The organism is Nocardia amikacinitolerans (genome assembly GCF_900215415.1).
Taxonomy (GTDB): domain Bacteria; phylum Actinomycetota; class Actinomycetes; order Mycobacteriales; family Mycobacteriaceae; genus Nocardia; species Nocardia amikacinitolerans.
Window position 1 is genome coordinate 149,699 of the sequence record NZ_OBEG01000003.1, and the last position, 26,269, is coordinate 175,967.

A 26,269-nucleotide genomic window follows, 5' to 3' on the forward strand; every position below is an offset into this window, starting at 1 on the left:
CGCCGCGGATGAGATTCCCGGAATTCGACGGGGTCCTCAGAGCACGCCGCTGCGCCGTGCGAAATCGAGTGCGGCGACCCGGGAATTCGCACCGAATTTCGCGTATATCGAACGCAGATGCGTTTTGACGGTATTGATGGAGACCCCGAGATCCCCGGCGATCTGCTGCGCGGTGCGGCCGGACGGAAGGTGTTTGAGGACGGTCATTTCGGCATCCGTCAGCGCCGGGTGGGTCGAGCGCCTGGCGGTATTGCGATTCTGTCGGACGATATCGCCGAACGCGTCGAGCCGACCCAATCGGCCCGCGTACACATCGAGCAGTTCGATAGCGTTCGGGACGTCGAGAAATGGACGAACCAGGTGGTCGGCGGCGGCGTTCCGCAACGCGTTCTCCAGTCCGGTCCGCGCCTTCGCGCGGTTGCCGATCGCGTGCTGCGCGGACGAGTACAGCAACCACCCGGTGACCAGGGTGGAGGGACGCGCGTCTTCCGCACCGTCGAGCTCGAGCAGCGGCTCGACGAGCGCCAGCGCGGCCTGGCTGTGCCCGGCCGCCTCGGCGACCGCCGCCCGCGCCACGGTGACGTCGGGCAGGTCGCCGAGCAGCCGCTGGCCCCGTTCGGCGAGCAGCTGGGCGGCCAACGGCTCGGACACGCTCAGCAGCGCCCATACCGCGTGCGGAATCACGGTGGCCGTCGCGGCGGGGACGGTGTTCTTGTCGAGCAGCAGCTGCGTGGCTCGGCGCAGGTCGTCGACGGCCGCGCGTCGGTCCGCGGCCTGCTCGACGGCGAGCAGCTGCCCGACCACGTAGCCGTGCCAGCCCGCGAGCGGGCTCTCGGATCCGTCCTGCACCGCGTGATGGGTCAGGGCCGCCGCGACGTGGCTCGGATCGGGTTCCTCGCCGCGCAGGTAGGCGGCCAGTCCGGCGGCCGTCATCGCCTGCGCGGCGTCCGGCGTGTCGAGCAGGCCGTGCTCGGCGGCGAGGGCCAGCGCCCGCCCGGCTCGATCGCGCATCGCGGCGGTGGCCTCACGCCCGCAGGCGATGAAGGTCAGGCGGGTCAGCGCGCGCAGCGCGAGCCGCGGGTGGCCCGTGTGCAGCGCCAGGGCGAGCCCGCGGGACAGCGCCTCCTCACCTCGGCCGAGTCGTCCGCCGACCACCAGCGCGGTGGCCGACTGAATCGCGAGGTAGCAGTCGATGTCGGGGTTGCCGGTCGGCGGCACGGCGGCCACGGCGAGGTCACCTGAGACGGTTCCGGTCGCGGCCGCCGCGTCCACCGTCGTGGCCACGGTGAGCGCATCGATCCAGTGCGCGGGCACGAACGAAGGGCGGCCCGCGCGCGAATTGGCGACGTCCAGGTAGGCCTGTGCGTCGGCGGCGGTGCCGTGGAACAGCGCGTCCAGCACGCGGAGCAGCCAGACGAAGGGATCGTCCAGCAGGCTCGGCCGCGCGCGCTGAAGCTCGCCGAACAGCGTCGCGCCGTCTCCGTCGAGGACCATCGTCGTCCCGTGTTCGATGAGCAGGTCGCGCAGGTGCCGCGGGTCGCCGACGGCGAGCAGATGGGTCAGCGCCTGGCGCGGCAGCCCTGCGTGGCGCAGCGCGTTCGCGGTCCGCAGGTGTAGTTCGGCGCGCGCATGCGCGCCGAGCCGGTTCACCTCGGCGAGGAAGTACGCCCGCAGCATCGGGTGGTAGCTGAACCAGACGTCGCCGCCCCGCGCGATCGAGCTGACCGGGAAGTTCATCCGGTCCAGCTGGTAGAGCGTGTGCGTGGCGCCGCCGCCGATCAGCTCGTCGGCCATCCGCTCGGTGAACGAGGCGGGAACACTGGTGTAGGTGAGGAACAGCCGCAGGGACGCGGGCAGGGCGCCGATCAGCTCGCCGACCAGGAAGTCGGAGACGGCGCGCGGCGGCCGGGCAAGGACACCGAGCGCCGCGGCGCGGTCGGCGTTGGCGGCCAGGTACATCGCGGTGATGCGGACCAGCGCCGCCCACCCGTGGGTCAGATCGAGGACCGTGGCGAGTTCGGCGTCGTCCAGTTCGCAGTGGTGTTCGCGGCACAGCGCCGCGACTTCCGTGCTCGTCATCGCGAGGTCGGCGGCGCCCCACCTGGTCGATCGTTCGGTCAGCCCGAGTAGATGCCAGTGCAGCGGCGGGTCGAAGCGGCCGGCGACCACCGTGGTGACCGTCGCGGGCGCGTGCAGCAGGAAGTGTTCCAGCCCGGCGAGTGCGATCGGTTCGGCGACCAGGTGGGCGTCATCGATGACGATCACCGTCGGCGTTCCACGCGTGGTCAGCGCCTCGACGAGGTGAGCGGCGTCGGAGCCGGGGGCGTCGACGGTTAGGCGCTGCGGCGGGTTCGGCAGACCGAGTTGATCGCGCAGTGCCTGCCACAGCGTGAGCCCGGGCTCGGGATGCTCGGACACCGAGACCCAGCCGAGCGCGGGTCGTCGCGAGGTCCGCGCCCGCAGTCTGCCGGCCCAGTCGGCGAGCAAAACCGTCTTGCCGCTTCCGGCGGGCGAGCAAACCAACAGCACTCGGTGCTCGTCGCTGTCGACGATGGCGTCGAGTCGCTCGATCAGCATCGTCCTGGCAATCGGCGCCGACGAGAACGACGGAATTTCCGCGGGAATTCCGCCGCCGTCGGGAAAGGTCGAACGTAGATCGGGGCCCTGCGAGATGGTCACCGTGCCTCCTGGACCGACTGCCGACATAGTGCGCGCTTGGCTCAGGAATCTCTGATCGTTCGGGTGTCATCGTAAATGCGCGCAGGCCCGAAATACCGAGGATGCTTCGGATATTCGAGCGCGGCGATCGAGCGTGCGCTGGCGTGTCACCGCTGGAATGTGATCTTTGTCACCGATCGCGTGCGACGCTTGGCTGGGTTCCCAACGGAAGAGGAGACACGATGGAAATCCTCGATCTCGGTTCCGCTGTGCTCGACGTGCTCGACACGGTGACCGGAATCATCGCGGATCTCATCGCCATTGCCACCGGCTCGGCGTAGCACGAGTTCCCGGAACGCGGGGAGGGGCGCGCCCCTCCCCGCGTCCACGTCACTCCTTCGCGCGGAAAGCGTTGGTGCGGTGGGAGTACATGCTCAACAGGCCGAGCACCTGCCCGTCGGAGACGAGCGGATGACAGTACAGCGACCGTATGCCGAGTTCGCGCAGGTGGGCGCAGTAGTCGCGCCAGCGCGATGTCGCGGCGAGGTCGGCGATCAAAATCCTTCCGCGCTGCCGGATGACGTCCATGCCCGGCGAATCGGGAAATTCGAGGAGGGCCTGCTCCACTGTCGCGGCCTGCTGATCGGAGCAGCCGACGACTTCGAGGCCGTCGAGTCCCCAGGCCGTGATGCCGACCAAGGGGTGATTGGGCAGCAGGCGCGCTATGTTCGCGGCGGCCTGCGCGGGTACCGCCGAGGACTTGTTCGGGAAAAGGGTGACTGAACCGGGGAAATTCGTCGTGATGGGTCGGGTATCGAGCATTCGGACACCTCACTCCACGGCGCGCACCGGCGGCAGGGCCCGATGGGCCGACCTGCTGGTGTCTCCGGACGCGCCGACTTGCTGACCACCTGTGCCGCTGCCGCGTCGGCAGCGTCGCATCGCCCGTCCCCCGAACGGGCGCCTGCCACCGGTGTCGGACCGGTGGCGGCGTGAACGGTTGCGCGCCTGGGTTTCTCGGAACCGCCCAGGATTTCCGGAGAGAACCGTTCACCTTCACGCGGGCCACATGCCGCTTGGCAGCTATGTGACGGCCACCACATTAACACCGTGCGGTCGGTCCGGGTCCAGTTTTTCACGTTCCATTCTGGACGGCCGGTTTCGGACGAGGGCCGCGCGGCGATGACGTACCGCGAGAGGGCTCGAGCTGTTGGCCTTGTCACGCATGAAACATGCTGTGCCGCAATGAGAAACGAAGTATTCTTCTGGTCAGGTCCCGCGCGGCCGACCGCAACGGTGCGTTTTGTATCCGGCGACCAACTTTCGGTCGTTCTTTCTCTCGATTGCCCAGTGACAGCGCCCGCTCCGCCGCCCGATACTCGCAGCATCGGTTGATGGCTACTGCACGGCAACGTTGCTGGCGGAACGGAGTGGACATGTCGCTCGCACACCCCTGTCCGGACAACGACCTGCTCGGCCACGGCGGTGACGCCGGAGTCGTCGCCCGCTTCACCGACCGCGCCCTGCGCCGCTTCGCCCAGACCGTCGAGGGGCTGCCCGAGACAACGATGGAAGAGATCCTCGCGGTCGTCGACCTGTTCCGTATCGCCGAAGGTGTGCACGTCGGCGTGCGGGACGTCTGAGTCCGGCTACGTCGTCATGTGGCGCGCGCCATCCCGGGAAATGTCCACGGGCGGGCCGTCGCCGATCGCGGTCGCGACGAGCCGTTCTCCGTTGGCCGGGTCGAGTTCGGCGGGCACGCCGAGAACAGGGGAGAGGTCGATGCTCTGCCCCGGCCCGAGCACTCGGTAGCCGCGGTTCGCGCAGAGGCGGTCGACATCGGTGTCGGCGGTGCAGGATCCGTACATCAGCCGGACCCGACCGGCGGCCGCGCGATCCGCGGCGTACCGCAGCAGGCTCGCGCCGACGCCGGTGCCACGGAACTCCGGCTCCACCGCGAGCACGCCCACCTTCATCAGGCCGACGAGCGCGCGCACCTGCGCGGCGGTGCCCCACGGCTGGAGGCGGTGCACCACAAAGGCTTCGGGCCCGGCGTAGAGGCCGCCGATGACGACGCGATCGCGCTGGGCCACCAGGACCAGACTGCGCGCGGCGACCGCACCGGCCAGCCCGCCCTTGCCCGCGGCCGCCGAGATCGCGCGGGTGCCCGACGGTGTCACGGCGGAGGCGAGCAAACCGCGCCGCTGCGCCTGCGCGAGTTCCTGGCCGTAGCCGCCGAGCGGAGTGTCGCCGATGCCCGCCAGTGCGCACCACCGCGGGTAGTTGGTCTCGATCTCCGCCGCCGACGCGTACGCGATCGTCACTCGCCCCGGTGAACCCATGTGCACAACCCCTTCCAGCTCAGTGGGACCGGCCATCGGCGCCGCGAGCATCCAGCCGTCGCCGAGCGCGTCGCACGGTGCGCGCTCGGCCGCGGTGCTGACCGCGTCGGGTCGTGGCGCCGACCTGGCGCAACTCAGTGTACAGTTGTGCACCCACTCCCGCGTCTTGTGGGCCTAGCGGATCAGCTCACCAGCCCCCGGCGGGTCAGGAGCGGTTCGATCTCCGGTGCGCGGCCGCGGAAGGATTCGAAGGCCGCGAGCGGGTCCACCGAACCGCCTCGGGAGAGCAGTTCGCGCCGGAAGATCTCGCCCTTCTCGTGGAGGGGTGCGGCGCCGTCCTCGAACCACTGCACGGTGTCCGCGTCCAGCACTTCGCTCCAGATGTAGGAGTAGTAGCCCGCCGCGTAGCCGCCGGAGAAGATATGGGCGAAGTAGCCGGTCCGGTATCGGGGCGGGATCGCTTCCATGGCGACCCCCGCCTTCTCGAGCGCCTGCCGCTCGAACGCCTCGGCGTCGACATCCGCGAGCGCGTCCGGACCGGGCACGCGGTGCCACGCCCAGTCCAGCAACGCGGCTGCCAGGTACTCGACGGTGCGGAAGCCCTCGCCGAACCGTGCGGCCTCGGCCATCCGCTCGACCAGCTCGGCGGGCATCGGCTCGCCGGTCTCGACGTGCTTGGCGTAGTTGGCCAGCACCTCCGGCCGGTCCATCCACATCTCGTTGACCTGCGAGGGGAATTCGACGAAGTCGCGCGGCACCTCGGTCCCCGCGAAGAACGGGAACCGCACATCCGAGAACAAGCCGTGCAGCGCGTGCCCGAACTCGTGGAAGAGCGTGCGGACGTTGTCCCAGGTGAGCAGGGCGGGCTCGCCCGCGGGCGGCTTCGCGATATTGAGATTGTTGACCACCACCGGCCGCGTCCCCAGCAGCCGCGACTGGCTGACCAATTCGTTCATCCACGCACCGCCGCGCTTGGACGGCCTGGCGAAGAAGTCGCCGAGGAACAGTCCCAGCGCGCTGCCGTCGGCGTCGAACACCTCGAAGACGCGGACCTCCGGGTGGTAGCCCGCCAGATCCGCGCGCTCGGCGAAGCTGATCCCGTAAACCTGCTCCGCGGCGAAGAACACGCCGTCCCGCAGCACCCGCTCGAGCTCGAAGTAGGGGCGCAACGCCTCGGTGTCCAGCGAAAAGCGTTCCGCCTTCAGCTTTTCCGACCAGAACTGCCAATCCCACGCGCGCAGTTCGGCGTCGCTGTCGTCGGCGCGCATGGCCGTCGCGAGCTCCGCGGCCTCCCGTTCGGCGTTGGCGACGGCGGGCGGAACCAGTCGACCCAGCATCTCTTCCACCGCCTCCGCGGTTTTCGCGGTCTGGTCTGCCACCGCGTAGGCCGCGTGGTCCTGGTAGCCGAGCAGCGCCGCTCGCTCGGCCCGTAGCGCGGCGATTCGGACGGCGAGGTCGGCGTTGCGACCCTCCGCCCCGAATCCGCGCCCGAGCGAGGCCGCCAGCATCCTGCGCCGCACCTCGCGGTCGGCCAGCTCGGCGAGAACGGGCTGATTCGAGACGTTCTGGAGGCGCAGCGCCCACGCCCCTTCCCGGCCAAGCGAACGGGCGTTCTCGGCCGCGGCCGTGACCGCGGCCGACCCGAGCCCGGCCAGCTCCTTCTCGCTCTCGACGACCAGCGCCGCGGCATTGGTCGCGGCGAGCAAGTTTTGCCCGAACTCCGTTGCCGCCGTGGCCAATTCCGCATTGAGCTCGCGTAACCTCGCCTGCCCTTCGGCATCCAGTCGAGCGCCCGCCCGGACGAACCGAATGTGGTACTGCTCCAACAGCCGCGCTTCCTCGGCGTCCAGCCCGAGCTGCTCCCGCTCCCGGAACAACGTGTCGATCCTGGCGAACAGCTTCGGATCCAGATACACCGCGTCCCGGTGCGCCGCGAGCAGCGGCGAGACCTCCGCCTCGATCGCCTCGATCCGCTCGTTCGAATCCGACCCGACGATATTGAAGAACACATTCGCCACCCGCGTCAGCAGCGCCCCCGAACGCTCCAGCGCCACAACGGTATCCTCGAACGTCGGCTTCCCCGCCCCGCCCGTGATCACCCCGATCTCGGCCAACTGCTCCGCCATCCCCCGCTCGAACGCGGGCAGATAATGCTCGTCGCGAATCTCCGCGAACGGCGGCAGCTCGTAGGGCAGCGCACTGCGCTCGAAGAACGGGTTGCTCGTCATACGAGAACTCTATGCCCGCCCCCATACCCCCGACACCGGTTCCCGCAGCGCCCGACTGCCCGCCGCCGCCGCGGCTATCGTGGAGGCGTGGGCATTATCGGCGAACTGTTCGGCAACAAGCTGACCGACGAGGGCGGCGAGGACAGCGACGGACAGGTGCACGAGCCGCGCGTCGACGTGGATCTGGACGCGGGCGTGGTCCGATTGTCCGCCCCGGCTCGGTCGAACGAGGGCTCGGCCGACGATCTGCCGCGGGGGTAGCCGTCGATCTGCCGACGTTGCGCTGGATCGACGGCGGCAGCCGTGCGCGTGCGGGCGAGCGGCGATTGCGCGGCCGTGCCGGTCGGGGAGATGTCCTCCGCCGACGGACCTCAGCTGGTTTCGGCGAGGGCGGGGCGGGGTTGGCTGCGGGTGAGGAGCCAGCCGACGGCGGTGGCGAGGGGGAACATGAGGACGCCGTAAACCGCTGCGGGAACGGCCATTTCGGTGCTGTCCAGGACGCTGATGGCGATGGTGATCGCGATGGTGCTGTTGTGGATGCCCACCTCCATCGAACAGGCGATGGCTTGGCGGTCGGAGACGCCGAGCCAGCGGGGGAGGAAGTAGCCCGCGGTCAGGCTGACGAGGCAGAACAGTGTGGTGACCGCGCCGACGTCGAGGGCGTAGTCGACCAGGTTGTCGCGCTCGGCGACCATGGTGCCGATGACGACCAGCGTCAGCGTCAGCGCCGAGCCGATGCGCACCGGCCGGTCCATCCGGTCGGCGAACGCGCCGGACAGCCGCCGCACCACCATCCCGATCGCGACCGGGACCAGCACGATCGCGAACACCTGCACGACCTTGCCGAATTGCAGGCCGACCGTGCCCGCGCCCTCGTCGGGATCGAAGTAGTCGATGGCGAAGTTGGTCACCAGCGGCACCGTGACCACCGCGATGATCGAATTGACCGCGGTGAGCGACACATTCAGCGCGACATCGCCGCGGAACAGATGGCTGAACAGGTTCGCGGTCGTCCCGCCCGGCGAGGACGCGAGCAGCATCATGCCGACCGCGAGGATCGGCGGCAGATCGAACAGCAGCACAAGTCCGAAGGCGACGATCGGCAACACCACCAGCTGGCAGGCGAGCGCGATCGCCACGGTCTTCGGGTTCCGGGCGATGCGGGTGAAGTCCGCGACCGTCAGCGACAACCCGAGGCCGAACATGATCACGGCCAAAGCCACTGGCAGACCGACGGATACGAGCGGAGAGTCCATATTCTTCCTCAGCATTCGCGGGCCGAAGCCCACATCTGAGACCAATTCGTCTCAGAATGAATGGAGGGTAGCGGTGTGTGACGTACGTCGCAACCAATTCGGCCGCGTCGAGCTGCGCCACGCCGGTCGACTGACCTGGAAAGGTTGGCCACCGAAACTCGGGGCCGTGCGGACTTCCCTCGCCAGTGGTCACCGATCTTGCACAATCGGTATATGGCCAAGCCCTGCCTGCTCTTGCAGTTGCGGCCCGAGCGTGCCGCGGCGGACGACGAGTATCGCGCGATCCTGCGCGCCGGCGAGCTCCAAGCCGACGATGTGGTGCGGGTGAAGATGGACGAGGAGTTCCCGCACATCGACCTCGACGACTATTCGGCGGTGATCGTCGGCGGCGGCCCGAGCAACGTCAGTAGTCCGGAGGACCAGAAGTATCCCTACCAGCGGCGCTTCGAGCCCCGTCTGAAGAAGCTGATGATCGAGATCGTCGGCCGCGATTTCCCGTACCTGGGCGCCTGCTACGGCCTGGGCATTCTCGCGGACGTGCTCGGTGGGAAGGTCGGCGGCGACCGATACGGCGAGACCGCGGGCGCGCAGACCATCGAACTGGCCGATCGCGCGGACGAAGACCCGCTCCTGCGCGACCTGCCGCGGTCGTTCCGCGCCTTCGTCGGCCACAAGGAGGCCTGTCAGGAGGTGCCGCCCGGCGCGACCCTGCTCGCGGGGTCGTCCGGCTGCCCGGTGCAGATGATCCGCACCGGCAGGCACGTGTACGCGACCCAGTTCCACCCCGAGCTGGACGGCAACGGCCTCGCGATCCGTATCGAGGCCTATCGCCACGCGGGGTACTTCGCGCCCGAGGAGGCGGACTATCTCACCGAGTTGGGCCACCGCGAGTCGATCACGGTTCCGCCGGAGATTCTGCGCCGATTCGTCACCCGATACCGCGTCGACGAGTAAGTGATCCGCCCCTCGCCCGGCGGGCGATAGGCCGCGAGACCGTCCCGGTACGCGCTGAAGCAATCGCCAGGCGATCTTGGTACAACCCACGCAAGGTGTCTCGAACGAGTCCAATCGCCGTCGCGTCGCGCCGCGATGTGGTATCGACGGGCCCGTCGGTGCGGAACCGGCTAAGGCCAGCTGTCTGGGTCACAGGAGGTCTGGCTAAGATCTGGCAATCGCTCGGGTGTGCCCCTGCCTGGGCGAATGTGGCTGACATCTCATCACGGCGCGACCTGTGGTCTGATAGGGGCCGAAATTGCCGAAAATGCCCCCTGTAAATCGATTCCTTCTCGCTTGCTTTGTTAGACACTGGCCCGCTCGCAGCGGGTCGTCCGACCGGGTTCGTGGGTCTCGACGAAATCTGCGGGCTGGACGCGAGAGGGATGTAGTACTCGGATGGATGGAGTTCGTCGTGCTGTTCGGGGTCGAATTCGTCGCAGGTCGGGTAGCCCGCTCTTCGTCCAACTGCTGACCGCCGCGGTCGAGTCCGCGGCCGACTCGATCGCCATCAGCTATGACCCGACCGGCGAGCCCGGCGATCGGCGCGAACTCACCTACACCGAGCTGGACGAAGCCTCCTCGCGACTGGCGCGCGAACTGATCGAGCGCGGCGTCGGCCCCGGCGACGTCGTCGCCATCGGCTTCACCCGTTCGATCGAGTCCGTGCTGGCCGTTTGGGCCGTCGCCAAGACCGGAGCGGCCTACGTGCCGGTCGACCCGACCCTGCCCGCGGACCGCATCGCCTACCTCGTCGCCGACTCAGGAGCGGTGCTCGGCCTCACCGACTCGACGCACCGCGGGCGCCTCGGCGCCGGCATCGACTGGCTCGAGCTCGACGACCCCGCGCACCGGCAGCGGATCGCGGCCCAGCCCGCGCACCCGATCTCGTATGTCGACCGGGTCCGCGCGCTGACCGAACAGCATCCCGCCTACGTCATCTACACCTCCGGCTCGACCGGTCGGCCGAAGGGCGTCGCCGTGACGCACGCGGGCCTGGCGAGCCTGGTCACCGCCGCGCGGGAACGCTACGAGGTCGACGGCGGCGCGCGGGTGCTGCACGTGTGTTCCCCGAACTTCGACGTGTCGGTGCTCGAGCTGCTGCTCGCCTTCGGCTCCGGCGCGACGCTGGTGGTGTCGCCGCCGACCGTGTTCGGCGGCCCGGAGCTGGCCGACCTGCTTCGCCGGGAACGCGTCACGCACCTGCTGATCACGCCGGCCGCGTTGGAGTCGGTGGATCCGGCCGGGCTGGACGATCTGCGGGTCGTCGTCGTCGCGGGTGACGCGTTCGGTCCCGCGTTGGTCGAGCGATGGGCGGACGCGCGACGCTCCTTCTACAACGGTTACGGCCCCACCGAGGCGACCATCCTCGCGACCGGCAGCACCGCGCTGGCGCCGGGCCGGCCGATCACCATCGGCGCCGCACTGCCCGGCATCGGCGCGGTGGTGCTGGACGCGCGGCTGCGTCCGGTGCCCGCCGAAGTGACCGGCGAGCTCTACCTGTCCGGTCCGGCGCTGGCCCAGGGTTACCTCGGGCGGCCCGGGCTCACGGCGGAACGGTTCGTGGCCAATCCCTTCGGCGCCACGCCGGGGTCGCGGATGTATCGCACCGGCGACCTGGTGCGCCGCACCGCCGACGGAGACATCGAGTACTTGGGCCGCACCGACTTCCAGGTGAAGATCCGCGGCTTCCGCATCGAACTCGGCGAGATCGACGCCGCGCTCACCGCACATCCCGATATCGAATATGCCGCGACCCTCGGCAAGGTCGCACCCTCCGGCGCGACCGTCCTGGTCTCCTATGTCCTTCCGCGCGAGGGTATTTCGCTCGATTTCGGTGAGCTGTCGCGCTTCGCCGGTACCTCGCTGCCGGGCCACATGGTGCCGTCCATGTTCGTCGCGCTCGACGCGATTCCGTTGACCCCCAACGGAAAACTCGACCGCCAGGCCTTGCCGGAGCCGGTGTTCGAGGCGGCCGTCTCGCGCGCGCCGGAGGGTCCGGTGGAATCCCGGATCGCCGAGTTGTTCGCGCAGGTGCTCGGTGTGCGGCGGGTCGGCGCGGAGGATTCGTTCTTCGCCATTGGCGGAGACAGCATCCTGTCGATCCAGCTGGTGTCGCGGGCCAGGGCGGTTGGTATCTCGTTCACGCCCCAGGATGTGTTCGAGCACCGCACCGTCGCGGGGTTGGCGCGGGTCGCGGTGATCGGCGGGGAGTCCGCGCCCGTACTCGCGGAGCTGCCGGGCGGCGGGGTCGGTGAGATGCCGCTGACTCCGGTGCTCGCCGCCTACTTGTCCGGCGGCAAGCCCGTCGGCCGATTCACTCAGCACATGGTGCTCGAGCTGCCCGAACAGATCGATCGGTCGGCCCTGGTGACCACGCTCGCGGCGGTGCTGGATCACCACGACATGCTGCGCGCCCGAATCCGATCCGTCGACGGGCAGTGGCGGCTGCACACCCTGCCGCCCGGCACGCTGGATGTGGACGCACTGCTGACTCGCGTCGACGTCGCCGCGGGCGTGGACATCGACGCACTGCGTGAAACAGCAAGCGCCGCGTTCGATTCCGCGCTGGACACGCTGGACCCGACGGCGGGACGGATGATCGCCTTCGTCTGGCTGACCCGCCCGGACGGCCGCGACGCCCTGATCGTCGCCGCGCATCACTACGTCATCGATGGCGTGTCCTGGCGAATCCTGATCCCGGACTTGGTGACCGCCTGGGCCCAGCACGCCGCAGGGCAGCGGATCGCCCTGCCCGGCGTCGGCACGTCGTTCCGGCGGTGGGCGCACGGTCTGGTCGACGCCGCCGCGGACCGCTCCGGCGAATTGCCTTACTGGCGGCGAACTCTCGCCATCGCCGATCCGCCGTTGGGCGCGCGACCGCTCGATCCGGTCATCGACACGGCCGACACGGTCCGGCGCTTCACCGTCGCGGCGCCCGCCGAGGTCACCCGGGCGGTGCTGACCGAGCTGCCGAAGTTGTACCGGGCCGGAACCAACGACGGACTGCTCGCGGCGTTGGCAGTGGCGACTCGTGCGTGGCGGGCGAACAGGGGTGTCGATGCCGCGGCGACCAGGGTGCGGCTCGAAGGGCACGGCCGCGAGGAAACCACCGTCGCAGGCGCCGATCTGACTCGCACCGTCGGCTGGTTCACCACCATGTACCCGGTCGCGCTCGATCTGTCCGGCATCGACGCCGAGGCGGCTTGGCGCGGTGGCGAGGCGACCGCGGCGCTGCTCAAGGCGGTGAAGGAACAACTGCTCGCGGTGCCGGACAAGGGCATCGGCTTCGGCATGCTGCGGCACCTGAACCCGGACACCGCTGCGGAATTGGGCGGCGCGCTCGGCCAGATCGGCTTCAACTACCTCGGACGGATCTCCGCGGGCGATATGCCGGAGGGGCTGACCGACCGGAGTTGGCTGCCGACCGCCGACTGGGGCGATCCGGAGGCCGCGCCCGATCCGGACATGCCGGCGCCCGCCGTGGTGGACATCAACGCGCTCGTCACCGACACCGACTCCGGCGCTCAACTGTCCGCGTCCTTCGCGTACGCGTCGGAGATCCTCGACGAGGCGGCCGTCCGGGAGCTGGCCGAATACTGGGTCGCCGCACTGACCGTGCTCGCAAGGCACGTGCAGGACCAGTCCGCCGGTGGCCTGACTCCGTCGGACGTCCCGCTGGTACGGGTCACCCAAACGGAGCTCGACACCTGGCGGCGGGAGCGGCCGGGTCTGGCCGACGTGCTGCCGCTCTCGCCGCTTCAGCTCGGATTGCTGTTCCTGACCCAACTTTCGCCCGGCGCGGTCCCCTACCTGTTGCAGCTGGCGGTGGAACTGTCCGGCGACATCGATCTCGATCGGCTCCGCAGGGCGGCGCAGGCGATGCTGGATCGGCACGCGATCCTGCGTTCGGCGTTCGGCTCCTCGGCCGAGGGCACACCGGTTCAGTTCGTGAGCGAGGGACTCGCCGTGCCGTGGCGGGTCGTCGACACACCCGACGCCGACGTGGCGACGCTGTTCGCCGCCGAACAGCGCCTCGGATTCGATCCGGCCACACCGCCGCTGTTGCGATTCACGGTGTACCGCACGGATTCCGGGCGCACGCACCTGGTGCTGACCGCGCACCACATCCTGTTGGACGGCTGGTCGATGCCGTTGCTGATGAAGGATCTGCTGATCTTCTATGCGACAGACGGCGATTCGACGCCGCTGCCGCGGATTCGGCCGTACCGCGACTATCTCGCGTGGCTCGCGCGTTACGACCGGGACACCACGCTCAGCACATGGCGCGACGCGCTGGCCGGTACGACACCGACCATGCTCGCCGCGTCCCTCGCGCCGCCGGCGCACCCCGTCGACAGCTACGGCGACTGCGCCGCGGACCTGTCGCAGGACGAGACGGCGGCATTGACGGCGTTCGCCGCGGCGGCGGAGGTCACGGTGAACACGGTGGTGCAGGCGGCGTGGGGACTCGTGCTCGCGGCCTGCGTCGGGCGTACGGACGTGGTCTTCGGCGCGGTGGTGTCCGGTCGGCCGCCGCAGCTCGACGGAGTCGACGAGATGGTGGGCCTTTTCGCGAACACGGTCCCGGTTCGGGTCCGGTTCGACGCCGATATCTCGGTGCGGCAGCTGCTGAAACAGCTTCAGTCCGAACAGGCTTCGCTGCTCGAAGGCCACCACGTCGGACTTGCCGACATTCAGCGCGCCGCCGGAGCAGGCGAGTTGTTCGACTCGATCCTGGCTTACGAGTCGTATCCCGTCGACGCCGACGGCTTGCGCGCGGCCTACGGGACGATCGACGGGCTGGAAATCGTCGACCTGCAAGGGGTCAACTTCACCCACTACCCCGTCGCGATCCAGGTCGAGTTGGGCGCGGAACTGCGACTACAGGTGCAGCACCGCAACGACGCCGTCACCCCCGCCACCGCGCGGGCGCTCGCGGACCGGTTGCGTTCGCTGCTCGGCGAATTCGTCGCGGCGCCGGAGCGCACGCTGGCGGAGACGATGGAGTCGCTGGACGAGCGCGACGATCTGATCGCGCAGACGCGGTACTGGCGCACCGCGCTCGCCGGGCTGCCCGACGAACTGAATCTGCCTACTGATCGCCCGCGGCTCGCGGCGCAGGCGGCCGCGCAGGACCGGATCGACTTCGAGATCGATGCCGAGCTGCACCACCGGTTGCGGCAGGTCGCGGATGCGGAGGAGACGACGGTATTCACCGTCGTCCACGCGGCTTTCGCGGTATTGCTTGCCCGACTATCGGGCACCGACGACATCGCGATCGGTACGCCCTGTGTCGACGGATCGGCGAACACGCTGGTGTTGCGCACCCGAGTCCCTGGCGGCATGTCCTTCGCGGACCTGCTATCGCAGACGAAAGACATCGACCTACAGGCGTTCCGACACGCGGACCTACCGTTCGACGGCTTGGTGGCACTGCTCGAACCGGAGCGGTCGGACGCGCGCCATCCGCTGGTGCAAACGATGTTCTCTGCGAACGGCCGACCTTCCGATTCCGAAAATGACACGGCAAGAACGCTTTCCGAATCGGCTGCCGATACCTCCACGGCGAAACCCGATCTTTCCCTGCATATCAGCGAGCGCGCCGCTGGCATCGCCGCGGACTTCACCTTCTCCCGCGCACTCTTCGATCCGCAGACCATCCGCGTCTTCGCCGAACGCTTCCTCCGGCTACTGACAGCCGCAATGCACCGGCCGGAGACGTCCGTCGGTGACCTCCCGCTGCTCGATGCCGACGAACACGCCCTGCTGACCCGCGTCGCCCCCGAGGGCGCCATCGACACCGCCCTGCTGCCGGATCTGCTGACCCGCGGAGTCGCCCTCGGCCGCGACCGCGTCGCGGTCCGCTACCGTGGCCGGTCGATCAGCTACGGCGAATTCGACGAGCGCACTTCCCGATTGGCGCGCGCGCTGATCCGGCGCGGCGTCGGCCCGGAGCGTCTCGTCGCCGTCGCTCTCCCGCGTTCCGCCGACATGGTGCTCGCGGCCCTCGCGATCGCCAAAGCCGGTGGCGCGCACGTGCCGATCGATCCCGGCTACCCCGTGGAGCGGGTGCGGCACATGGTGTCCGACTCGGGCGCGATGCTCGGCGTCACCGTCGCGGAATACGCCGATCGGTTGCCCGGCGGCGTGGACTGGCTGATTCTCGACGATCCCGCGACGGAAGAGATCTGCCGCGCGCAGTCGGCGGACCCGGTGACGGACGCGGATCGCCTTGCGCCACTGCATATGCGGCATCCCGCGTACGTCATCTACACGTCGGGTTCGACGGGTGTGCCGAAGGGCGTCACCGTGACCCACAGCGGCCTCGCCGGTCTGCTCGGCGATTCGGTGCGCCGCTACCGGCTGGCGCCACACCACCGGTTCCTGCACCTCTGCTCCCCCTGCTTCGACCCCTCGGTGCTGGAGTGGGGGAGCGCGTTCTCCGTCGGGGCGACGCTGGTCATCGTGCCGTCGACCGTGGTCGGCGGATCGGAACTCGCCGATCTGCTGCGCACCGAGGCGGTCACGCACGCGATCTTCACCCCGGCGCTGCTCGGCACCGTCGACCCGGCGGGGCTGGACACGCTGGAGATGCTGTGTGTCGGCGGCGATGTGACGACCACGGAACTGCTGGCGAAGTGGCAACCGGGCCGCCGCTACCTCAACGCCTACGGTCCGACCGAGGCGACCATCGCCGCCTCGTACGCGGAACTGGTTGCGGGGCAGCGCATCACGGTCGGTACGCCGGTGGACGGCGTGTTCGCGCTGGTCTTGGACGCGCGGCTGAACCCGGTGCCGCCCGGTGTCGCGGGTGAGCTGTATCTGGCGGGCGACGGCCTGGCTCGCGGCTATCGGAACCGCGCCGGGCTCACCGCCGAGCGATTCGTCGCCAATCCGTGGGGCGCTCCCGGCGCGCGGATGTACCGCACCGGTGACGTCGTGCGCTGGTACGCCGCATCGCCCTCGGCGCGCTGGGAGCTCGAGTACGTGGGGCGCGCCGACACCCAGGTCAAGGTGCGCGGTTTCCGCATCGAACTCGGCGAGGTCGACGCGGTCCTCGGCGGGCACGACGACGTCGAGTTCGCCGTCACCGTCGGAAGGAAGCTGGCGTCGGGATCGACGGCGCTCGTGTCGTATGTGCTCGCGGCGCCGGGCCGCACGGTGGACACGGCGCGGCTCACCGAGCACGCGGCGACAATTCTTCCGGCGCACATGGTGCCGTCGGCGATCGTCGTGCTCGACGAATTCCCGTTGACCACCAACGGCAAGCTGGATCGAAAGGCGCTGCCGGAACCCGTTTTCGAGACGACGCCGACCCGCGCTCCGTCGAGTCCCGTCGAAGCGCGGCTTGCCGAACTGTTCGCCCAGGTGCTCGGTGTGGCGACGGTCGGGGTGAACGATTCCTTCTTCGCGATCGGCGGCGACAGCATCATGTCGATCCAGCTGGTGTCGCGGGCCAAGGCGGCCGGGATCGTGTTCACCGCGCGCGATGTCTTCGAACACCGGACCGTCGCGGGGCTGGCGCGCGTCGCGTCCGTCTGCGGCGACGCGGCCCCAATGGTGTTGGCGGAGTTGCCCGGTGGCGGCGTCGGCGAGATTCCGCCGACGCCGGTGCTCGCCGAATTCCTTGCCAACGGCTCCTGCGACCGGTTCGCCCAGACCGCGGTGCTCGCGCTGCCCGAGGGCATCGATCGCGCCGGACTCGTCGCGACCATCGCGGCGGTGCTCGACCACCACGATGTGCTGCGTTCCCGGGTATGGCAGGACGGTGGCCGGTGGCGGTTCGAAGCGCTGCCGAGCGATGCGGTCGATGCCGACGCACTGCTGACCGAAGTCGACGTGCCCGTTGTCGACGGTGCCCAGTTGACCCGAATCGGCAGCGCAGCAATGGCTTCGGCGATGGGTGCGCTGGATCCGGCGGCCGCCAGGATGATCGCCTTCACCTGGTTGCGCAGGACCGGCGGGCGCGACGTGCTCGCCGTCGCCGCGCACCACTACGTCATCGACGGGGTGTCGTGGCGCATCTTGATTCCCGACCTAGCCGTGGCCTGGGCGCAGCGCGCGGCGGGTCAGGAGATCGCGCTGCCCGCGGTCGGCACCTCGTTCCGGCGTTGGGCGCACGGACTTTCCGAGGCCGCGACCCGCGCGGAGCGAGCCGCCGAGGTCGGCCACTGGCAGCAGGTGCTCGCCACGCCGGATCCGTTGCTCGGCGCGCGCGCCGTCGATTGCGCACTCGACACCGAGCCGACCATGCGGTCGATCACGGTTCGGGTGCCGGTCGAGGTCACCGAGGCGCTGCTGACCACGCTGCCCGCGCTGTATCGCGGCGGCGTCAACGATGGCCTGCTCGCCTCGCTGGCGCTGGCCGTGCGCGCGTGGCGGGCTCGGCGCGGTGTCGACTCCCCGACGACCCGCATCCGCCTCGAGGGCCACGGACGCGAGGAAACCGTCGTTCCCGGAGCGGATCTCACCCGTACCCTCGGCTGGTTCACCAGCGTGTACCCCGTCGCGATCGACCTGTCGGACATCGACACCGCGCACGCGCTCACCGACGGCGCGGTCCTCGCCGACGTGCTGAAGTCGGTCAAGGAGCAACTGCTCGCGGTGCCGGACAAAGGCATCGGCTTCGGTATGCTGCGCCATCTCAACCCGGACACCGCCGGACTGCTCACCGGCGACATGGGCCAGATCGGCTTCAACTATCTCGGGCGCGCTTCGGCGGGCGGTCAGATCGACCAGACCGACGGAAGCTGGTTGCCGACAGCCGATCTCGGTGAGATCGACATCGAGCACGATCCGGCCCTGCCCGTCGGCGCGGTCATCGACATCAACGCGATCGTGGCCGACACCGCGACCGGCCCGCGCATGGAGGCGAGCTTCCGCTACGCGAGCGGCATCCTCGATGAGGCGGCGGTGCGGGAACTGGCCGACGAGTGGACGGCCGCGCTTGCCGCCGTCGCCGACCACGTCCGGCACCCGGCGGCGGGTGGCCTGACGCCCTCGGATGTGCCGCTGGTGCGGGTCTCGCAAGCCGAGCTGGACCGCTGGCGGCGGGACTACCCTGCGCTGTCGGACGTCCTGCCGCTCTCGCCGCTACAGTCCTCGCTCCTGGTGCTCATCGAGCTGCTGGCCGGATCGGTCGACGCCTACATCATCCAGTTGGCCGCCGAGCTGACCGGCGAACTGGACACGAACCGCTTGCGCGGAGCCGCGCAGACCATCCTGGATCGGCACGCGAACCTGCGCTCCGCCTTCGTCACCGCGGCCGACGGGACGCCGGTGCAGCTGGTGGTGGACGACCTCGACATGCCGTGGCGCATCGTCGAGGGCATCGCCGACGCCGATCTGCCCGGCCTGCTGGCCGCCGAGCAGCGCACCGAATTCGATCCGGCGGTGGCTCCGCTGCTGCGATTCACGTTGTACCGCACCGATTCCGGCCGCAACCACCTCGTGCTCACCGGCCATCACATCCTGCTCGACGGCTGGTCGATGCCGCTGTTGATGAAGGAGTTGCTCGTCCTGTACGCGACCGGTGGCGACGCGTCGCCGCTGCCGCCGGTCCGGCCCTATCGCGACTACCTGCGGTGGCTTTCGCAGCAGGACCGGGGCGTCGCGGAGCGCGCCTGGTCGAAGATGCTGGCGGACGTCACCCCGACCATGCTCGCGCCGGAGCTCACCTGGCCCGCGCCGACCGGCGACGGATTCGGCCTCCGCGAATTCGAGCTGTCGACCGAGGAGACCGCCGCGCTGACCGCGTTCGCGGCCGCGGCCGAGGTCACCGCAAACACGGTGCTCCAGGCGGCATGGGGTCTGGTGATCGCGGCGGGCACCGGACGCGACGACGTCGTCTTCGGCGCGACCATCTCCGGGCGCCCGCCGCAGCTCGACGGCATCGGCGAGATGATCGGCCTGTTCGTTGACGCGATTCCGGTGCGCATCCGTTTCGATCGCGGCACGACGATGCGGGCATTGGTCGAAGGCGTGCAGGCCGAGCAGGTCTCGCTGTTGGACCACCACCACTTCGGGCTCGGCGCCATTCAGCGCGTCGCCGGGCAGGGCGAGCTGTTCGACACGATGCTGGTCTTCGAGTCGTACCCGGTCGACGTCGACGGCCTGCGGCAGGCGAGCGGCGCGCTCGACGGATTGCGGGTCGACGGCCTCAGCGGGGGCGATTACACGCACTACCCGATCACCGTGCTGGTCTTCCTCGGCAGCCGAACGCTGGTGCAGGTGAAGTACCGGCGGGACTTGGTCGCCGACGCGACGGCAGGGGCAGTCGCCGATCGGCTACAACGCGCGCTCGGCGAGCTCGTCGCGACGCCGGACCGGACCGCCGCCGAGACCGTGCTGCTGCTCGACGTCGAATCGGACGACTCGATCACCCGATCCCGCTACTGGCGTACGGCTTTGGCGGGGCTTCCCGAGCTGGAGCTGCCGGGTGAGCAGCCCACTGCGGCGTCGAACGACCGTGGGGGAGTCGAGTTCTCGGTTTCCGAAGAAGCGCAGCGTGGACTGCGTCGTCTCGCGCACACGGCCGGGGTGACCTGGTCGTCCGTGGTGCGCACCGCTTTGGCGGTTGTGCTCGCGCGTCTTTCGGGCGCCGACGACATCGCGATCGGATCACCCGTGCCGGGTGATTCGCGCGCCGAGGTGGTGTTGCGTACGAGGCTGGATCGGCGCGCGCGGTTCGCCGACATCCTGCCGGACGCCCACCGCGTCGAGCTGGAAGGATTCGCGCACGCCGGTATTCCGCTCGACGAGCTGGTCGACCTGCTGGGGCGATCGGCTGGGCATCCGCTGTTCCAGGTCGCGTTGTCCTTCGAAGGACAGCCGGAAGCGGTCGGCGACCTTGCCATCTCGCTCACCGAGGAAGGACGCGGCGAACTGTCCTTCGCCCGTGCTCGTTTCGGTGACCGTGACGCGGAAATGTTCGCCGAGCGGTTCGTTCGCGTCCTGACGACCGTGGCGGACCGGCCCGACACGGTCGTCGGTGACCTGCCGCTACTGGCCACGGACGAGTACCAGCGGCTGACCCGGATGGGCGGCGGCGACCCCGTCGCCGTGGGCACCCTCCCCGACCTGCTGGTTCGCGGTGTGCGTTTCGGCCGGGACCGGATCGCCGTGCGCGGCGCGGGGCGCGCCTACACCTACGGCGAACTCGACGACCAGTCCTCGCGACTGGCGCGCGTCCTGATCGAGCGCGGTGTCGCACCCGAAACCGTGGTGGCGCTGGCGATGCGACGCTCCTACGAGCTGGTCGTCGCGGTGTGGGCCGTCGCCAAGGCCGGCGGCGCGTACCTGCCGGTCGATCCGACCTATCCGGTGGACCGGGTGCGGTACATGATCGCCGATTCCGGTGCTGCGCTGGGTATTACCGTCGCAGCGCAGACGGCGAGCCTGTCCGATGCGGTGGATTGGCTCGTCCTCGACGACCCCGCCGTACTCACCCGATGCGAAGCTCAGGACGCCGCGCCCCTGTCCGATGCGGACCGGATTGCGCCCCTGCGGCTTTCGCATCCCGCGTATGTGATCTACACGTCGGGCTCGACGGGTCTGCCCAAGGGCGTCGCGGTGACCCACGCCGGTCTCGGCGGACTGGTCGGCCACACCGTCGACATGCTGCGGCTCGCGCCGGAACACCGGATGCTGCACGTGTGTTCGCCCAGCTTCGACCAATCGGTGGAGGAGCTGTCCAGCGCTTTCCACAGCGGGGCGACACTGGTGATCGCGCCGCCGGACATCGTCGGCGGCGTGGAGTTGCACGAACTGCTGCGCGCGGAGCGGGTGACGCACACGATCATCACGCCCGCGCTGCTCGGCACGGTCGATCCATCCGGCCTGGACGACCTGGCGGTGGTCTCCGCCGGTGGCGAGGCCACCACGCCCGACCTGCTGGCCAAGTGGCAGCCGGGACGCCGATTCATCAACGGCTACGGTCCGACCGAGGCCACGATCGGCGCCACCTATACGACTCTGCTTGCGGGACAGCGGGTGACGATCGGTCGTCCGGTGCCCGGCGTGTGGGCGGCGGTGCTCGACGAGCGGCTGCATCCGGTGCCGGTGGGTGTCACCGGTGAGCTGTACCTCGCGGGCCCGGCGCTGGCGCGCGGCTATCACGGCCGCGCGGGTGTCACGGCGGAGCGTTTCGTCGCGAACCCCTGGATGCCCGGCGACCGGATGTACCGGACCGGCGACCTCGTCCGGTGGGTGCCGGACGCCGAATCCAACGGCTGGGAGCTGGAATGCCTGGGCCGCACGGACTTCCAGGTGAAGATCCGCGGCTTCCGCATCGAGCTCGGGGAGATCGACGCGGTGCTCACCGGGCACCCCGAGGTCGACTACGCGGTGACCGTCGGCCGCGAGAACTCCCACGGTGTCGTCGCTTTGGTGTCGTACGTGACCGGCCGCGTCGATCCCGACCAACTGACGACGTGGGCCGCACGGGCACTGCCGGCGCACATGATGCCCGCGGCGATCGTCGTGCTCGACGAGATCCCGCTGACCGCGGGCGGCAAGCTCGACCGAAACGCCCTTCCGGAACCGGAGTTCGCGGCGCGCACCTACCGGGAGCCGTCCACGGTCTCGGAACGGATCGTCGCCGAGGTCTTCGCCGAGGTGCTCGGCAGCGAGCGGATCGGCGCCGACGACCACTTCTTCGAGCTCGGCGGCAACTCGCTGCTGGCCACCAGGGTGACCGCGCGCCTCGGCGCGGCGGTGAATGCCAGGGTTCCGGTGCGGCTGCTGTTCGCCGCGCCCACCGTCGCGGGTTGCGCGCGCGAGCTCGCCGAGCTCACCGGTGGCGGCCGTCCCGCGTTGGTGGCCGGGCCACGGCCGGAACGCATTCCGCTCTCGCCCGCGCAGCAGCGGATGTGGTTCCTCAACCGGTTCGACACCGAGTCGGCCGCCTACAACATCCCGGTCGCGATCCGCCTGACCGGCGAGCTCGACGTCGACGCGATGCGGTGGGCGTTCACCGACCTCGTCGGGCGGCACGAGATCCTGCGCACGGTGTATCCGCAGCTCGAGGACGGTCCGGTGCAGGTCGTCCTGCCGATCGGTCATCCGGACGTGCCGGAGCTGCGCGTACGGGACGTGGTCGACCTCGAAGCCGCTGTGGCGGAGATTCTTTCGGCAGGTTTCGACGTCACCGCGGAGGTCCCGGTCCGCGCCACTCTGCTCCGTTCAGGTCGAGAATTCGTGCTCGCCATGGTCGTCCACCACATCGCAGGCGACGGATTCTCGGGCGGTCCGCTGACCCGCGACCTCGCGGCGGCGTACGTGGCCCGCGCGATCGGCCGAGCTCCGGCGTGGACGCCGCTGCCCGTGCAGTACGCGGACTACGCGCTGTGGCAGCGAGCGCTGCTCGGTAGCGAGGACCAGCCCGGGTCGATGGCGGCCGAGCAGATCGCCTACTGGCGGGAGGCGCTCGCCGGTCTCCCGGATCAGCTGGAATTGCCCAGGGACCGGCCGCGGCCCGCGGTGCAGTCGTTCGCGGGCGGGACGGTGCCGCTGCGCATCGAGCCGGCCACCCACGCGGCGCTGGCCGAGCTGGCCCGTGCGAACAACGCGACCCTGTTCATGGTCGTGCACACCGCGCTGGCGGTTCTGCTCGCCCGGCTGTCGGGCACCGACGACATCGCGATCGGCACGCCCGTGGCCGGTCGCGGCGAGGCGGTGCTCGACGATCTGATCGGCATGTTCGTCAACACCTTGGTGTTCCGCACGAGGGTCGATCCGGACTCGTCCTTCACGGAACTGCTCGCGCGACAGCGCGATACCGATCTCCAGGCTTTCGCCCACGCCGACATCCCGTTCGAGCGACTGGTCGAGGTGCTGAATCCGGCGCGGTCGACCGCGCGGCACCCGCTGTTCCAGGTGGGTCTGTCGTTCCAGAATCTGGCCGACGCCCGCATCGAACTGCCGCGCTTGACGGTCGCCGCCTGGGAAACGGATCGGCAACTCTCGCAGTTCGATCTGCACGTCATCGTGGCCGACAGCTACGACGCGGACGGCGCGCCCGCCGGTATCGGCGGCGTCTTCACCTACGCCGCAGACCTTTTCGACGAGTCGACGGTGCGCGGTTTCGTGGACCGGTTCGTCCGGGTGCTTGACGCGGTGGCCGCCGACGCGGCGGTGCCGGTGGGTGCGATCGATCTGCTCGCGCCGGAAGAGAACGCTCGGATTCTGACCACGTGGAACGACACCGCGCACCAGGTGGATACGAGAGCCATGCTGGTGTCCCTGCTCGACGCGACCGTCGCCGCCACGCCCGAGTCCGTGGCGCTGGTCGCCGCCGACGGCGGGCGTACGAGCTATGCGGAGTTGGATGCGCGAGTCAATCGCCTTGCGCGCTACCTCATTTCGCTGGGCGTCGGTCCGGAGTCGCGGGTGGCGTTGGCCCTTCGGCGGTCGGTGGATCTGGTCGTCGCGATGTACGCGGTGAGCAAGGCGGGCGGTGCGTACGTGCCGGTGGATCCGGATCAGCCCGCGCAGCGGTCCGAGTACATTCTCGAGACGGCGGCGCCGGTCTGCGTGCTGACCGACGCCGATGCGGATTTCACGACCTCCGCCGCGCCGGTGGTGCGCCTTGATCGGCTGGACCTCTCGGCGGTGGACTCTTCGGTGCTCACCGACCTGGATCGCCGCGCTCCGTTGCGCGCCGAGCACACGGCTTACGTGATCTTCACGTCGGGTTCCACGGGTCGCCCGAAGGGCGTCGCGGTGACGCATGGCGCGATCGTGAACCAGTTGCTCTGGATGACAGCCGAATTCGGTCTGCGCGCCGATGACGTCGTGCTGTTGAAAACGGCGGCCACGTTCGACGTCTCGGTGTGGGAGTTCTGGTGGCCCGCGCTGTGCGGCGGCCGATTGGCGATCGCCGCACCGGGCGGTCATCGCGACCCCGCGTACCTGACCGAACTCATGGCGCGCGAAGGCGTGACGACCCTGTACATGGTGCCGTCCATGTTGGACGCCCTGCTCACGGGTCGTCGCCTGCCGGATTCGCTGCGCCGGGTGCTCGCCATCGGCGAGACGCTGTCCGGCGCGCTGGCGCGGCGGTTCGCCGAGGCCGCGCCGCATACGGCGCTGTTCAATGTGTACGGCCCGACCGAGGCTGCCGTGTCGATCACCAGTCATCCGGTGCGAGCGGCCGACGAGGTGGCGGTGCCGATCGGCGTTCCGGTCTGGAACAGCCAGGTGTACGTCCTGGATTCGCGCCTGCGTCCGGTGCCTGTCGGTGTCCCCGGCGAGCTGTATCTGGCAGGTGTGCAGCTGGCGCGAGGCTACTTCGGCAGGCTGGATCTGACCGCGGAGCGATTCGTGGCGAACCCCTTCGGGGATGGCACGCGGATGTATCGCACGGGCGACCTCGTGGCGTGGAACAAGGCGGGGGAGTTGGAGTGCCTGGGCCGCACCGACTTCCAGGTGAAGATCCGCGGGTTCCGCATCGAGCTCGGCGAGATCGACGCCGTGCTCACCGCGCACCCGGAGGTGGATTTCGCCGTCACGATCGGCAGGGAAAACGCGGCCGGGGCAACTCATCTGGTGTCGTACGTGATGGGCAGGCCCGGCCTGGACTCCGGTTCCTTGATCGACTGGGCAGCGCGAACGTTGCCCTCGCACATGGTGCCCGCGGCGATCGTGGTGCTCGACGACGTCCCGCTCACCTCGGCAGGAAAACTCGACCGCGCGGCGCTGCCCGAACCGGAACTTGCCGCCTGCGCCTACCGCGCTCCGTCGACGGCGCTGGAGACGACCGTCTGCGAGGTGTTCGCGGAAGTCCTGTGCCTCGATCGAACCGGCATGGACGACAACTTCTTCGAGCTCGGCGGCAACTCGCTGATCGCGACCAAGTTGTCGGCGCGGCTGAGCGAGGCGGTGGCCGAGGTCATTCCGGTGGTGTGGGTGTTCACCGCGCCCACCCCGGCGGGCATCGTCGCCCAGCTCCGCGCGGGCGGCTCCGAAAGCGCGGGCACGGAAGCCGCTTTCGACGTGCTGCTGCCGCTGCGCACCTCCGGCGCCGCCGAGCCGCTGTTCTGCGTCCACCCGATCGGTGGTATCGCGTGGTCGTTCGCCGGGCTCACCGCGCACCTCGACACGGAACGGCCTCTCTACGGCCTCCAGTCGCCCGCTCTGAGTTCGGTTGAACCGCTCCCGGATTCGATCGAGGACTGGGCGCGGCTCTACGCCAAGCACGTTCGCTCCGTGCAACCGGAGGGGCCCTACCACCTGCTCGGCTGGTCGCTCGGCGGTGTGCTCGCGCACGCCATGGCGGTTCAGCTCCAGGACGAGGGCGAAGAGGTGGCGTTGCTGGGCATGATGGACAGCCATCTGCGTTCCGGCGTCGATTCCCACGCCGCCGTCTCGGTGCCGGAACTGCTCGGTGGACTGCTCGGCGATCGAGTCGCGGATTTCGGCTTGGACGAGACCGTGGAGTTGCCGGAGCTGGCCCGGAAATTGAGCACGCTGCCGGAACCGTTCGCATCTTTCGGCGCCAAGCGAATCGAACGAGTAGTGGACGCGGCGGTCGCTTCGGCCGACCTCGACGCGGCCTACCGCCCACGCGCGTTCGACGGCCCGTTGGTGTATTTCACGGCCGCCCAGGATGATCCGACGGGCTCCGCCGGTGCCTCTACCTGGACGGCCGCGGTCACCGGCCCCGTACACAACCACCCGGTGGACACCACGCACTGGCGAATGACCACCGACTCGGCTCTCCGCCACATCGCGGAGGTCCTGCGCACCTGGTTGTAAGGCCTCGGCGGGATCGGCGTGGGTGACCACCCGA

Annotated in this window: 9 protein-coding genes; 4 read left to right on the top strand and 5 right to left on the bottom strand. The window is 69.6% G+C overall.

Annotated elements, in window-relative coordinates; genetic code table 11:
• Positions 1-36: 36 nt before the first annotated feature.
• Together CRP45_RS15025 and CRP45_RS15030 are read right to left on the bottom strand one after the other, a co-directional pair.
• Entirely contained in the window at positions 37-2,679 is a 2,643-nt protein-coding gene (locus CRP45_RS15025) for a helix-turn-helix transcriptional regulator (protein WP_179830884.1), read from the bottom strand.
• Between the two features lie 369 nt (positions 2,680-3,048).
• Positions 3,049-3,480: a GAF domain-containing protein gene (locus tag CRP45_RS15030; RefSeq protein ID WP_097245608.1), complete on the bottom strand. Its 432-nt coding sequence runs from the start codon at positions 3,478-3,480 to the stop codon at positions 3,049-3,051.
• A gap of 614 nt (positions 3,481-4,094) precedes the next feature.
• Between CRP45_RS15030 and CRP45_RS15035 the strand changes: the two genes are divergently transcribed.
• On the top strand, positions 4,095-4,301 hold the full coding sequence (locus CRP45_RS15035) for a hypothetical protein (protein ID WP_143861438.1): 207 nt from the start codon (positions 4,095-4,097) through the stop codon (positions 4,299-4,301).
• A gap of 6 nt (positions 4,302-4,307) precedes the next feature.
• Here CRP45_RS15035 and CRP45_RS15040 read toward each other — a convergent pair whose 3' ends face one another.
• Entirely contained in the window at positions 4,308-5,153 is an 846-nt protein-coding gene (locus tag CRP45_RS15040) for a GNAT family N-acetyltransferase (RefSeq protein WP_097245609.1), read from the bottom strand.
• Between the two features lie 29 nt (positions 5,154-5,182).
• Positions 5,183-7,228 (bottom strand): M3 family metallopeptidase, encoded by a 2,046-nt coding sequence (locus CRP45_RS15045; protein WP_097245610.1) that lies wholly within the window; start codon positions 7,226-7,228, stop codon positions 5,183-5,185.
• Positions 7,229-7,315: 87 nt separating this feature from the next.
• Here CRP45_RS15045 and CRP45_RS33845 point away from each other — a divergent pair, with 87 nt between their 5' ends.
• Positions 7,316-7,489, top strand: coding sequence for a hypothetical protein (locus CRP45_RS33845; protein ID WP_179830885.1), 174 nt, complete (start codon positions 7,316-7,318; stop codon positions 7,487-7,489).
• A 110-nt stretch (positions 7,490-7,599) separates the two neighbouring features.
• Here the strand turns inward: CRP45_RS33845 and CRP45_RS15050 are convergent, their stop codons facing one another.
• Entirely contained in the window at positions 7,600-8,484 is an 885-nt protein-coding gene (locus tag CRP45_RS15050; protein ID WP_097245611.1) for a bile acid:sodium symporter family protein, read from the bottom strand.
• A gap of 213 nt (positions 8,485-8,697) precedes the next feature.
• On the opposite strand from CRP45_RS15050, the gene CRP45_RS15055 reads away from it, so the two are divergent.
• Positions 8,698-9,438, top strand: a complete 741-nt coding sequence (locus CRP45_RS15055) for a glutamine amidotransferase (RefSeq protein WP_097245612.1) — start codon at positions 8,698-8,700, stop codon at positions 9,436-9,438.
• Between the two features lie 438 nt (positions 9,439-9,876).
• Positions 9,877-26,235, top strand: coding sequence for a non-ribosomal peptide synthetase (locus tag CRP45_RS15060; RefSeq protein WP_097245613.1), 16,359 nt, complete (start codon positions 9,877-9,879; stop codon positions 26,233-26,235).
• Positions 26,236-26,269 lie beyond the last annotated feature (34 nt).

What these genes read in the sequence shown, in the direction of transcription:
- CRP45_RS15030 (WP_097245608.1), bottom strand. Translation starts at nt 3,480, where the DNA reads ATGCTCGATACCCGACCCATCACGACGAATTTCCCCGGTTCAGTCACC.
- CRP45_RS15035 (WP_143861438.1), top strand. Translation starts at nt 4,095, where the DNA reads ATGTCGCTCGCACACCCCTGTCCGGACAACGACCTGCTCGGCCACGGC.
- CRP45_RS15045 (WP_097245610.1), bottom strand. Translation starts at nt 7,228, where the DNA reads ATGACGAGCAACCCGTTCTTCGAGCGCAGTGCGCTGCCCTACGAGCTG.
- CRP45_RS15050 (WP_097245611.1), bottom strand. Translation starts at nt 8,484, where the DNA reads ATGGACTCTCCGCTCGTATCCGTCGGTCTGCCAGTGGCTTTGGCCGTG.
- CRP45_RS15055 (WP_097245612.1), top strand. Translation starts at nt 8,698, where the DNA reads ATGGCCAAGCCCTGCCTGCTCTTGCAGTTGCGGCCCGAGCGTGCCGCG.
- CRP45_RS15060 (WP_097245613.1), top strand. Translation starts at nt 9,877, where the DNA reads ATGGATGGAGTTCGTCGTGCTGTTCGGGGTCGAATTCGTCGCAGGTCG.